The organism is Zunongwangia sp. HRR-M8 (genome assembly GCF_027594405.1).
In the GTDB taxonomy this organism is placed as follows: Bacteria; Bacteroidota; Bacteroidia; order Flavobacteriales; family Flavobacteriaceae; genus Zunongwangia.
In genome coordinates this window covers 1,975,764-1,988,389 of the sequence record NZ_CP115161.1, presented here as the reverse complement: position 1 = coordinate 1,988,389, position 12,626 = coordinate 1,975,764, and the positions used below count along the sequence as shown (strand labels likewise).

The 12,626-nt window shown below is 33.4% G+C and carries 12 protein-coding genes; 6 read left to right on the top strand and 6 right to left on the bottom strand.

All coding sequences use genetic code 11. The annotated features are described in order from the left end of the window. Positions 1–122: 122 nt before the first annotated feature. A complete protein-coding gene (gene aroC, locus PBT89_RS08605; protein WP_270061540.1) occupies positions 123–1,187 on the top strand; it encodes a chorismate synthase in 1,065 nt (354 codons plus the stop codon). Positions 1,188–1,211: 24 nt separating this feature from the next. Continuing rightward, on the top strand, positions 1,212–2,525 hold the full coding sequence (locus tag PBT89_RS08600) for a dicarboxylate/amino acid:cation symporter (protein ID WP_270061539.1): 1,314 nt from the start codon (positions 1,212–1,214) through the stop codon (positions 2,523–2,525). A gap of 119 nt (positions 2,526–2,644) precedes the next feature. On the opposite strand, the gene PBT89_RS08595 is transcribed toward PBT89_RS08600, so the two are convergent. From PBT89_RS08595 to PBT89_RS08585, 3 genes are read right to left on the bottom strand one after another with little or no spacing between them, the layout of a single operon-like run. Further along, positions 2,645–3,169 carry a hypothetical protein gene (locus PBT89_RS08595; RefSeq protein ID WP_270061538.1) on the bottom strand — a complete coding sequence of 175 codons (525 nt, stop codon included), beginning with the start codon at positions 3,167–3,169 and terminating at the stop codon, positions 2,645–2,647. Between the two features lie 51 nt (positions 3,170–3,220). Next, on the bottom strand, positions 3,221–3,637 hold the full coding sequence (locus PBT89_RS08590; RefSeq protein ID WP_270061537.1) for a thiol-disulfide oxidoreductase DCC family protein: 417 nt from the start codon (positions 3,635–3,637) through the stop codon (positions 3,221–3,223). Next, on the bottom strand, positions 3,634–5,820 hold the full coding sequence (locus PBT89_RS08585; RefSeq protein ID WP_270064253.1) for an endonuclease MutS2: 2,187 nt from the start codon (positions 5,818–5,820) through the stop codon (positions 3,634–3,636). Before PBT89_RS08585 ends, PBT89_RS08590 begins: the two co-directional genes overlap by 4 nt. A gap of 172 nt (positions 5,821–5,992) precedes the next feature. On the opposite strand from PBT89_RS08585, the gene PBT89_RS08580 reads away from it, so the two are divergent. The 4 genes from PBT89_RS08580 (at position 5,993) to PBT89_RS08565 (ending at position 8,709) form a co-directional block, all read left to right on the top strand. Then, on the top strand, positions 5,993–6,658 hold the full coding sequence (locus tag PBT89_RS08580) for a uracil-DNA glycosylase (RefSeq protein WP_270061536.1): 666 nt from the start codon (positions 5,993–5,995) through the stop codon (positions 6,656–6,658). A 227-nt stretch (positions 6,659–6,885) separates the two neighbouring features. After that, the gene (locus PBT89_RS08575; protein ID WP_270061535.1) at positions 6,886–7,680 is read left to right on the top strand and encodes a DUF3667 domain-containing protein; all 795 of its coding nucleotides are present in this window, start codon (positions 6,886–6,888) and stop codon (positions 7,678–7,680) included. Positions 7,681–7,889: 209 nt separating this feature from the next. Continuing rightward, complete coding sequence (locus PBT89_RS08570; RefSeq protein WP_270061534.1) at positions 7,890–8,465, top strand: hypothetical protein; 576 nt, start codon at positions 7,890–7,892, stop codon at positions 8,463–8,465. Between the two features lie 43 nt (positions 8,466–8,508). After that, positions 8,509–8,709, top strand: coding sequence for a DUF4177 domain-containing protein (locus PBT89_RS08565; protein WP_270061533.1), 201 nt, complete (start codon positions 8,509–8,511; stop codon positions 8,707–8,709). Positions 8,710–8,785: 76 nt separating this feature from the next. On the opposite strand, the gene PBT89_RS08560 is transcribed toward PBT89_RS08565, so the two are convergent. The 3 genes from PBT89_RS08560 to PBT89_RS08550 all read right to left on the bottom strand — a co-directional run bounded on the left by PBT89_RS08560 (position 8,786) and on the right by PBT89_RS08550 (position 12,625). Further along, positions 8,786–9,637, bottom strand: a complete 852-nt coding sequence (locus tag PBT89_RS08560; protein ID WP_270061532.1) for a substrate-binding domain-containing protein — start codon at positions 9,635–9,637, stop codon at positions 8,786–8,788. Further along, on the bottom strand, positions 9,634–11,682 hold the full coding sequence (gene ppk1, locus PBT89_RS08555; protein WP_270061531.1) for a polyphosphate kinase 1: 2,049 nt from the start codon (positions 11,680–11,682) through the stop codon (positions 9,634–9,636). The genes PBT89_RS08560 and ppk1 overlap by 4 nt, the downstream gene beginning before the upstream one ends. Before the next feature lie 73 nt (positions 11,683–11,755). Further along, positions 11,756–12,625 carry a nucleoside phosphorylase gene (locus tag PBT89_RS08550; protein WP_270061530.1) on the bottom strand — a complete coding sequence of 290 codons (870 nt, stop codon included), beginning with the start codon at positions 12,623–12,625 and terminating at the stop codon, positions 11,756–11,758. Position 12,626 lies beyond the last annotated feature (1 nt).

The window sequence follows — 12,626 nt, the reverse complement described above, 5'->3', positions numbered from 1 at the left end:
TTTCTTGTATTTTAAACATCTTTTACCAAATTATTAAATCTGATCCTTGTTACTTTAATATTAATCGTGTTAACATTTTTAAATTATAGGCTAAAAAATTACATTTGTTCAAAATCGAACTAATGGCAGGAAATTCCTTCGGAAAACTATTTAAACTCACCACCTTTGGTGAATCACACGGGCCGGCAATTGGTGGAGTCATCGATGGATGCCCGGCAGGATTACAATTAGACTTTGAAGCAATTCAGGAAGAATTGAACCGAAGAAAACCTGGACAGTCTGCTATAGTAACGCAGCGTAAAGAACCAGATACGGTAGCATTCTATTCGGGTATTTTTGAAGGACAAACCACTGGTACGCCAATTGGTTTTGTAATTCATAATTCAAATCAAAAATCTAAAGACTATTCTCACATTAAAGATGCGTATCGACCTTCGCATGCAGATTATACATATGACGAGAAATACGGCGTAAGAGATTATCGCGGTGGTGGCCGTAGTTCTGCAAGAGAAACGGCAAGTAGAGTAGTAGCTGGAGCGATTGCAAAACAAATGCTTCAGGATATCAAAATTACTGCATACGTAGATTCTGTTGGAAAAATATCACTAGAAAAACCCCATTATGAAGTCGATTTTTCTTTAATTGAAACAAATCCTGTTCGCTGTCCAGATAAAGCAAAAGCTCAAGAAATGGAAGCTTATATTAAGCAAATTCGGTCTGAAGGTGATACTGTAGGCGGTACTGTTCGTTGCGTGATTAGCCATGTACCTAAAGGTTTGGGAGAACCGGTTTTTGATAAATTACATGCCGAATTAGGAAAAGCTATGCTTTCTATCAATGCTGTTAAAGGTTTCGAATACGGTAGCGGATTTGAAGGAACCAAGATGAAAGGAAGTGAACATAACGATCTCTTTAACGAAGACGGTTCTACAAAATCAAACTTAAGTGGCGGAATACAAGGTGGCATTTCTAATGGAATGGACATCTATTTTAATGTTGCTTTTAAACCTGTAGCTACGATAATGCAAAATCAGGAAACCATTGATAAAGAAGGTAAATTAGTAGAAATGCAAGGTAAAGGTCGTCATGATCCTTGTGTTGTGCCTAGAGCAGTTCCTATTGTAGAAGCAATGGCAGCACTTACCATTGCCGATTTTTTACTTCAGAATAAATCTTCTAAATTATAATAAAACAATACAGAAAACCACACTATGAAGAAATTAGCACTGCATTGGCAGATTTTATTAGGAATGTTTGCCGGAGTTGTTTTTGCTTTAATCATGACCAATTTTAGCTGGGGAGCTGAATTTATAAGTGATTGGATAAAACCATTCGGGAATATTTTTATAAATGCATTAAAATTAATCGCAGTTCCGCTAATTCTAGCTTCATTAATAAAAGGTATTTCCGATTTAAAAGACATCTCCAAGTTATCTAAAATGGGATTCCGTACTATCGGGATTTATATAGCTACCACCATTGTAGCAGTAACAATCGGCCTGGTGATGGTTAATTTGATTAATCCGGGAGGAACGATTGGTGAAGATACCCGGCAAGAGCTTATAGCCAGTTACGAAGGTGATGCTGTTGGTGTGCAGGCAAATGCCGCTAAACAAAAAGAAGCGGGACCTTTGCAGGCGTTAGAAGATCTAGTGCCTAGTAATATTTTTGCAGCCGCCGGTGATAACGCCAATATGCTTCAGGTGATTTTCTTTGCTATTTTCTTCGGAATTGGATTGATTTTAATTGATGAAAAAACTGCTAAACCCGTAAAAGATTTCTTTGATGGTTTTAATGAAGTAATTCTAAAATTAATCGATTTAATCATGCTTTTTGCACCATACGGTGTTTTCTCATTATTAGCAGCTTTAGTTGTCGAATCACCTAGTACAGATCTTTTTGCCGCATTAGCGATGTACGCGCTAACCGTTGTTATTGGATTGGGTTTAATGATTGGTGTTTATGTTTTACTAGTATGGATTTTCACTAAAAATAAACCATCTTTTTTCATCAATGGTATCGCTCCTGCGCAGCTTTTAGCATTTTCTACCAGCTCTAGTGCAGCTACTTTACCAGTTACGATGGAAAGAGTAGAAGAGCACATGGGGGTGCACAAAGAGGTAACTAGTTTTGTATTACCAATTGGAGCAACAATCAATATGGACGGAACTAGCTTATATCAAGCCGTGGCTGCCGTATTTATCGCGCAGGCTTTTGGTATGGATCTAAGTATTGGTGCTCAGTTAGGTATCATTGCTACAGCCACTTTAGCTTCAATTGGATCTGCAGCGGTGCCAGGCGCGGGGATGGTGATGTTAGTAATTGTACTAGCTCAAGCTGGTATTCCTGAAGCAGGTTTAGCGTTGATCTTTGCTGTAGATCGGCCATTAGATATGTGTAGAACCACCGTCAATGTAACTGGTGATGCTGCCGTATCGGTAATGGTTGCAAAATCTGTAGATATGATGGGCCCACCAAATGTGAAAGAATGGGATGATGAGTATGCTAAAGAAGAAGATAAATAATTTTTAAAATTTCTGATTTACACTTTTTATTGCTTCGGAAAAAAGATCATTCGGCGTTTTTCTACCTAATGATTCATAATTTGTATGAAAAGTGATTTGAAATATGGAATGCTGAATTATTATTTCATATAATAAAATTTCAGATCACTTTTAACTTTCGGTGCTCCGTGAAAAGATTTTAGAAAATCTAATTTAAGATCATAATTAATATTGTAGGCAGAAAGTGCGGCATCAACTTCAGATTTGTTTGCTTTGGCAATATTTAAGTTATTTTGATAATTGTTTAAAGCACCCCAACCCATTCCCAATAGAACTATAGCAATTGCCGAAATAATGATAGGCACGGTATAAGCCATTAGAAAGAAATGTTTTAAATAATTAAGAAATATGTAATCCAGATAGAAAAGTACAATAGCGAGAATATTGAACAGAATAAAGTAACTATATACCCACCATTTGTTTTTCAGTATCTTCTGAAATTTTGCATTAGTATCGATTACTTTTTGTTTCCTTTTTTCTCCAAATTCGATAGTACTGCAGGTATTTTTAAAATTTGGCTTATTTGCTGTTAATCCACAAACATTCCCTTTTCTTAGGTTTACATCTTGGTGTTCGCAAAGTTCACAATGCCAGTGAAGCTCCATAAATAATAGTTTAAAACGGTAAGATATAAAATTGCTTTAGCTACAAAAAACCTAATCCAAAAATTTACCTTTAAGCTCGGGTGTGGGAATCATACAGCTTTCTTTTTTACCAAACCATTTGTAACGATTATTGGCGATACCTTTGTAAAAAATGTCTCTTAGACCTGTAGGCAAGAATTTAAAAAATTTTAAGCCTTGATAGATTCCGCTTAATTCCTTTGCAATTTCCAGTGCAGCATCAGATTTTTGATACCAGGCGATTCCGGGTTCAATAAGAATAATGGAATCCAAATAGTTAGGATCCAAACCGCGTTCTTCAAGCAGTTGCTTACCAATGTCTCCTTGCAATGAAGCAAAGCGAAATTGGTCTTTTTTGTCATGCTTTATTATGAATATCACGGCATCGTTGCAAAGATTACAAACACCGTCAAACAAAACAATTTTCTTATTTTCTGGAATATTCATCATGATTTTTTCATGGCTTGCACCAACTCTAGTTTTTCAATAGCCACCTGGGTGGTAAACATACCGTAATTAACTGTTGCTTTTCCTTTTTCGATCTTATCTAGTGTTCCTACACTACGGCTGTCTTCAAGTCGAACACGATCTCCAAGTTTTACCTTAGCTTTTGGCTTATTCGCTTCTTTTTTAGCCTCGATCTCTTCTTTCTTTTTTTCTTCTTTTTTCTTTTGCCGAATTACTTCAACTTTCTTTTCTGCTTCAGCTTTAATCTTCTGTTCCCTGGCTTTTTCCGCTTTTCGCTGTTTTGCGTTTTGTTTTTTACGTTTAGAATTTTCAATAGCAACAAACTTCAAAAATTCTCCAATAAGCTCTTTTTTGTTATTATTAGTGAAGAATTTTTCGCTGATGTCATTAACTTTCTGCCCCAAGTAAATCATTTGTTGGTTGGTATCAAAAAGTTCCTGATAATCTTCTAATTTTTGCTGAATACGTGCATTGGTTTCTTCCAGCTTATCCTTTTGTACTGCTGCTTTTTGCTCTTTTTGCTTTAACGAATCTGTTGTTTTTTGAAGTTTGCTACGTTCTTGCTGAAGTTTTGCGATACTTCGATCAAAACGAATTTTACCACGCTCAACTTTTTTCTTCGAACGATTAATTAAACTATAAGGAATTCCGTTTTTCTGGGCAACTTCAAAAGTAAAAGAGCTCCCGGCTTCACCAACACGTAGTTTAAACAATGGCTCTAAACTGGCCGAATCGAACAACATATTCGCATTGCTCATATTCGGTAATTCGCTTGCTAATTTTTTTAGATTTGCATAATGCGTTGTTAGAATCCCAAAACTTTCTTTTTCGTAAAATACTTCAAGAAAAGTTTCAGCCAAGGCACCACCAAGTTCAGGATCACTACCAGTTCCAAATTCGTCAATTAAAAATAAAGTTTTATCGTCACACTTCCGCAGAAAATAATTCATATTCTTTAAGCGATAAGAATACGTACTTAAATGATTTTCAATAGACTGATTATCGCCAATATCGGTTAAAATTCTATTGAAAAAAGAAACTCGACTAAATTCATGAACCGGAATCAAAATTCCGCTTTGCAGCATTAATTGCAATAAACCAACCGTTTTTAGCGTAATACTTTTACCACCGGCATTGGGTCCAGAAATCACTACGATACGATTATCTTTACTTAAATCGATATCTTGCGGATAAGTTTTAGCACCTTTTTTATTGTTGCTAATTAGCAGTAAAGGGTGATAAGCCTCTTTTAACTGAACTTCTTGATCTACCGTAATTGTTGGTAAAAGGCCATTAATTTTTTCAGCATATTTCGCTTTTGCCGCGATCACATCAATTTTTGTAAGTAGTTTTTGATACTGAATTAAAAGCTCTCTAAATGGTCGAACAAATTCTGTAAGTTCTTTTAAGATTCGGTTAACTTCCTCTTTTTCTTCATATTGAAGATTATTAAGTTCTCTTGTATATCGAAATGTAGATTCTGGCTGAATAAAAACAATACTTCCAGTTTTAGAACTTCCCATTATCCCGCCTTTTACCTTACGGCGGTGCATAGCCGTTACAGCTAAAACTCGTACATTTTCAACAACACTTTCCCTTATATCATCTAAATAGCCATATGACGAATAAGTACTTAAAGCGCTACTAAAGCTGCCATTAATCTGGCCTTTTACTGAATTGATGTTGCGACGAAGACTTTGTAAAAGGGGAGAGGCATCATCTTTAATTTCACCAAATCGATCAACAATTTTATTGATTTGATCGATTAAAACGGTCGTATATTCAACCTCTGAAACCGTTTGATATAAATTTGGATAAATCTCCTGAAATTTATTAAAATACCGAAGATGCATATTTACCGTCTCCGATAAGCTTGCAATTTTTCGAAAGCCAGAAACTTCCAAAATAGTTTCTTCAATATTCAATAATTTTAGTTCATTATTTATTTGATCGAAACCATGGTTAGGAATAGGTGTTTCCTGCAATTTGGAGCTTACATATTCGTTTGTTTGATGCAGTCCAAAATAGGTTTTTTTATAAGTTTTATAAGGCTTAATCTCTAAGGCTTTAGCTTTTCCGGGATCGGTAACACATAAATCACTTATTTGTTCTCGTACTACAGGAAACTCTAAATCTGTAAGGCTTTTTTCTGTAATTTTTATCATAAACATTCCCTCACTGAGGGTTTAATTTTCAATTTTTATTCGATCGGTTTTTACAATCGAATTTCTTGAAATTATAAATTCTGTTTTTCTCTTTTTTATAGCTGTTCTCACATTCCAAGAGTTGTTTAAAATTTCCTACTTTTGGAACACTGCAAATTTACTTAAAATTATAATGAACGTAAATATTAACGAAGGCTGGAAAACGCATTTAGACACCGAATTTGAGAAAGATTATTTTAAAAATCTTGTAGGATTTGTTAAAACTGAATATTCAAACTTTAATGTGTATCCAAAAGGCAAACATATTTTTGCAGCTTTTGAGCATTCGAAATTTGAAGATACCAGAGTTGTAATTTTAGGGCAGGATCCATATCATGGGCCAGGCCAGGCAAACGGACTATCATTTTCTGTAAATGACGGAATAGCACAGCCACCGTCTTTAATCAATATTTTTAAGGAAATACATACTGATACCGGTAGCGAAATTCCACAAAGTGGAAACTTAGAGCGTTGGGCAGATCAAGGCGTTTTATTACTTAATGCTACGCTGACGGTAAGAGCGCACCAGGCAGGATCACACCAAGGTAAAGGTTGGGAGCAGTTTACCGATCGCGTTATTGAAATTGTTTCTGCTGAAAAAGAAAATGTTGTTTTTATGCTTTGGGGTGGGTATGCCAAGAAAAAAGCTAAAAAAATTGACGCCTCAAAACATTTAATCTTAACTAGTGGACATCCTTCACCTTTAAGTGCAAATCGCGGGTACTGGTTTGGGAATAAACATTTCTCTGAAGCTAATGAATATTTGATCGCAAATGGTAAAAAACCAATTGATTGGTAGGTTTTTTACGATTAAGACAATTTTACTAAAATTTAGAGATAAATCCTTTTCATAAGGCTTAGTCTAATTGGTAGATATATTTTTTTATTCCGAAGGGTTATAATATTTTTATTCAGAAGATTGACTATATTTGGAAACACTGTTATTTATGTAGCTGTTTGAAATGGCTTGTTTTTCAAATATTTAATTGAATTTGATTAATATTATCACTCACCAAATAAAATAGGATGGCTGAATCTTGTCTAAATTGCGGATGGCTAGTAAATGAAAATTATTGCGGAAACTGCGGTCAAAAAAAATTTAATAGAATCGATAGAAGATATGTATTAAATGAATTAGAAAGCACTATTTTACAAACTAATAAAGGGTTTTTATATACTATAAAAGGTGTAATACGCAACCCAGGAAAGACAGCAAAAGAATTTATTAATGGAAATAGAATAAATCATTACAAACCAATTCTTTTGGCTTTTTTATTGTGCGGTATTTCTGCATTTATTTCCTTTCAGATTCTAGGCCTGTTGGAGATAATGAAATCGTTTTATTCTGAACAAAAGGTTCTTTCAGGATTTATGAATGATTATTTAGCGCTCTCATCGCGGTACAATTCAATAATTATGATTTTATTAGTTCCTTTTTATGCCCTTGTCACGAAATTGGCTTTTAGAAAATGGGGACAAAATTACTTTGAGCACATAGTGATGAATTCATATATCTTATCATTGTACCTGATAATGAATATAGTAATTTTTTATCCTTTAATATATATATTTAAAAATAATATAGATCTAGTAATTCAAATACCTAGCTTATCACTATTAGCGTTACCAATTATTATCCTGTGGTTTTTTAGGGGCTTTTATGATAAAAAACTGTTTAAAAGTATTTTTGGAAGAGTCTTGTTAACGGTATTATATACAATAATAGGTTTCTTAATCTTTATAATTATCGGTATCATTATTGGGATTATTGCTGTAATGATTAAGGGACCGGAAGTGTTGGAATATTTTGGTACACAATAAGCGAAATTAGATTATAGAAAAATAAGCTAAACACTTTTGAAAGATTCCTAATTGATTATAATTGAAGATTGAGAATAATTTAATATTGGTTGTGGTGTAACATAATTGAGATAGGTATACTTATAAGCAAATGAAATAGATAGAACACAAGTTCGATATACTCGAAAATTTTTTGATTTTCATTGACTAAACCATAAGCAACCACTGGAATGAATAATTACCTTGATAAAATACAGAATATATTATATCTAGGATATATTTTTTTAATATTTCTTGGTATTATCAATGAGACACTTTTCTACAGTCAATTTGGAATTAATATTTTAGAATACTCTGATATTCTTGATGTCTTGATTAGTCCCATTTCCAAATTGTCTTCTAATGTCTCATTATTGATTATATCATCATTCGTAATTTTAATTTTGATTGCAGTTCCGAAAATGAGTAGAAAATTAAAAGATAAGAAGTGGTTCACATCATTTTTAAAATTAGATCCATCAGAAACCAATATCGAAAAAAAAGTATTTGAGGGGTTAACCGTATTTTCCATTATATTTTTTATAGGAATTTTTGTAGGTGCAGGATATGGTAAAGCTCTAAGATTAAAGCAAAAAATAGAGTCTAGAGAAGTAAAATATACTAATCAGATTAACTTTCTTGATGGTGAATTACTAGATGTCAAATTAATTGGAAAAAATAGTTCCTACGTTTTTTATCTAATAGAGGGTGATACGGAAGTAAAAATCTCTCCAATTAACGGAACCATAAAGTATTTAAGTAATTAGAATTTATAATTATAAACCAATCTAAATTGAAAACTTAGAAAACATGAAAGAATACAAAATTGAAACATTAATTTACTACTCTAAATTAACATTAGATGTTAATCATATCGCCAAAAGTTCAAAACTTGAAATTCAGGAAAAGTTAGACGAATATGCGAAGAATGGCTATCGACTAGTATCTACAGATGCGTCAAATTTTGGGGCAGCAATGTATATTTATCTGTATTTCGAAAAAGAGGTTTAAAGGAATAGGATTAAAAAAAGGAAAAAAATCAATTCAAATTCTTTTCCTTTTTAGTCTTTTTTAAAAATCTTAGCGCTTATAAATTATATAGAATACAAGAATTATCGATAGTATTCGATATTAGATTAAGCTGAAGTAGTTGCTGTTGTACTTTTTCTAATTCTTTTTGAGAGATTTGATGTTGACTCCATGTGGTAATTTCCATCCACTTCCTGATATCCTCGATTTTTTGGCCATAGCGTTCAGCAAAAATTTTATCAATTCCCTTTATATTTAAAATTTCGGCGGATTTCGCATTTACAATATCCATCATTTTGCGAACATCACTATAATCAAGTCGAAGTATTTCGTTCTTTACAGCAATCACAAAACATGGCCACGGAGTAGGGCAGTCGTCTACTCTTTTAAAAGTATTGTTATCTACTAAAGGTTTGGTAGTAAAATGTTCCCACATAAAATAATCTGCACGACCTTCTTTTAATGCCTTTATTGCACCGTTAATGTCGCCGACAATTTCAAAATCAAGATTTGAAATATCCCAACCTTGATTTTGTGCATTCACATAAGCCATTAATTGAGAACCAGAGCCAACACGACTAATGGCTGCTTTTTTCCCTTCAAGGTCTTTTATCGTATTATATTCTGAATTGGCATCTACATGAATTCCCCAAACTAAGGGTGAAGCAATATAAGATTGCACAATTTTAGCTTCATTTCCAGAAATTATATCTTTTACAGCACCTTCAGTAAGCAACACAGCAACATCAATTTCTCCATTACGCAGCGCCTTGGTCATTGCTCCCGTACCATCAGGAAAATCTTTCCAGATAACATTTATGTCTTCTTTTTTGAATTCTTCATTTTCTATGCATAAATGCCATGGAAGGTTAAAGTGTTCGGGGACTCCACCTACTTTAAGAGTTTTCATAATGTATGTTTTTGTTTGAGGTATTCATAAATTGAATATTGAGACCGATTATATTTTTCTCCTTCTTCAGTTTTAACATACCGATTGTTTTCCCCGGTATCCTGAATTCTAGCTTTCACGTTATCGCTAAGTTGAATTGTAAGAATATCTTTTAATTCAGCAAAAATATCTTCGTCGTAAATTGGAGTAACTACTTCAATTCTACGATCAAGGTTTCTATTCATCCAATCTGCACTTCCGAAAAACATTAACTCTTCTCCGCCATTTTCGAAGAGATAAATTCTGCCGTGTTCTAAGTAACGATCTACAATACTTGTAATATAAATATTTTCACTCAAACCTTCAACTCCTGGGATCAAACATGTAAAACCTCTTACTAAAAGTCGAATTTCGACACCGGCTTTACTAGCTTTGTAAAGAAGATCAATAATTTCGTAATCTTCCAAACTATTCATTTTAGCAGTAATTTTTGCTTTTTTACCCATTCGGGCATTTTCTATCTCGTTATAAATTAAGGTAGTAAATTTCTGGCGAGTTGAAAATGGGGAGATTAACAAATGTTTTTCTCTGGGCACAATTAGTTCTCCCTCAAGCACCATAAAAAGGCGAGACATTTCTTTTGTTAAATCCTTATTAGCTGTAAATAAGGCATGATCGCAATAAATCTTGGAAGTTTCGCTATTAAAATTTCCCGTACCTATATAAGAGTAATTAATTACCTCTTCGTCCTCTTGGCGGGTAATCATCATTATTTTAGAATGTACCTTAATTTTAGGATAGCTATAGATAACGTTAGCGCCTTTTTCTTCTAATTTTCTTCCCCAAATAATGTTATTTTCTTCGTCAAATCGTGCTTTTGCTTCTACAAAAACCGTTACATTCTTTCCTTTTTCTAAAGCTTCTAATAAGCTACTGGTTAAAGGTGAATTATCGGCTACCCGATATAATGATATCTTTATGTGAGTAACCTGATTATCTTTTACCGCTTGATCTAAAAATCGTTCAACATAATGAAAAGACATATATGGAAAATGAACTAATTGATCTTTTTCTTTAATTGTTTTGAAGTAATTTTCAGAATGCTCTAATATGCTATGCGGAATAGGAGGTTGCTTTCCAAATTGAAGTTCAGGATTTCCGGTAGGATCTTTTAGTGATAAAAAGTCTTTAAAATTATGATATTTTCCTCCGGGCATCATGTCTATTTTGCCCAACTTCAACAGATTTCTAACTTTTTTTTGTAGATCTTTTGGCATCTTAGCATCGTAAAGTAACCTTGTAGGTTGCCCATCTGCTCGTTGATCTAAACTTTTATAAATCTTTTCAGCTAAAACACCTTCATATTGATCTTCAATATAAAGCTCTGCATCTCTGCTTAATTTTATCTCGTAAATTCCTGTAATTTCATCTTCCGGAAATAAGCAGGGTAATTCGCTTCTAATAATTTCATCTAAATAGGTAAGCATGTTTTTACCATGCTCAAAATATACAAATCGCCCGCATTGGGCTACCGGAATATTTACTATTCCTAAATGATCTTCATTCTTAAAACTAATTAAAAAGTAGATCATAGCATTATCAAGAAATAGATCATTATCAGTCGATAACTTGATCTTTTTCATTTCAAGATGATTTTTTACACTATGCTCAAAATAGTGGTTTGCAAACTGTTGTTGCTTATTATCAAAATGATCTGAATCAATAAGGTGAATATCATTAGCAGAAAGCTCTGGCAGTATTTGCTTGGTGTAAATATCACCAAAACGTTCCTGCTGCTCTTTTACAATTTTTAAAATTTGTTTAGTGAGACGGTTAGGCTTTAAATCCAGTTTTTTTCGAATACTTTTCTCAACTCGTTTCATTTGTCGAAGTTGGGATACTCTAACTCTAAAATATTCGTCCAGATTTGAAGAAAATATGGCTAGAAAACGTATTCTTTCAAAAAGCGGATTTATTTTATCTTCTGCTTCCTGTAAAACTCTTTCATTAAAAAATAGCCAGTTAAGATCCCGATGTCTAAATCGATCTTCGGTTGGTTGTTGCATTTTTTGGTTCACTTGTTTGACCAAAAATACAAAGTTGAGCTATGTTCAGCTTCTAATTTTCTGTTAAATAAGGTCAATTAGCAAGCTTATCTAAACAATATATAATAAGTTTTTCCATTGTTTCTTTTGGAGTCTTAGTAAATTCTCCAGTAGCTCTATTTGCTAAAATTACATTCATAGAAACGGCATTATGCCCTAAAAGTTTCGACATGCCATAGATGCCAGAAGTTTCCATTTCAAGATTCGTTAATTTTTGATCCTGAAATTTAAATTTAGCCAATTTATCGTTCATTTTTTCGTCTTGTAAAGCAAGACGCAACGAGCGTCCCTGTGGGCCGTAAAAACCAATATTTGTAGCGGTTACGCCCTTATAGATTGTTTCTGAATCTAATTTTTCCTGAAGTGTTTTACTATTTTCAACAACATACGGAGTCGCTTTTTTAGCATTCCAATCCATATGTTTTACAAAGGCTTCAGAAAAGTCTTCATCTAAGAATTTATCGGCTTGATAAAAATGAAGCAAACCATCGAAACCAACGGCTTTCTCGCTTAGTAAAAATGATTCTATCGGTATTTCAGCCTGAATACTTCCGGTAGTTCCAATTCTAACGATATCCAGAGATTTCAATTCTTTTTTAACTTGCTTTTTTTCGAAATCAATATTTACTAAAGCATCAAGTTCGTTAAAAACGATATCAATATTATCGGTACCTATTCCGGTAGAAATTACAGTGATTCGCTTTCCTCGATAGGTTCCTGTTTGGGTATGAAATTCACGTTTTCTGACGCTAAATTCAATATCGTCAAAATGTTTGGTTACTTGGTCTACGCGGTCGGGATCTCCTACCGTGATTACTGTATCTGCCAAATGTTCTGGTCGCAAATTTAAATGATAGATGCTGCCATCTTCATTCAATATAAATTCAGAAGCTTTTAAGCTCATG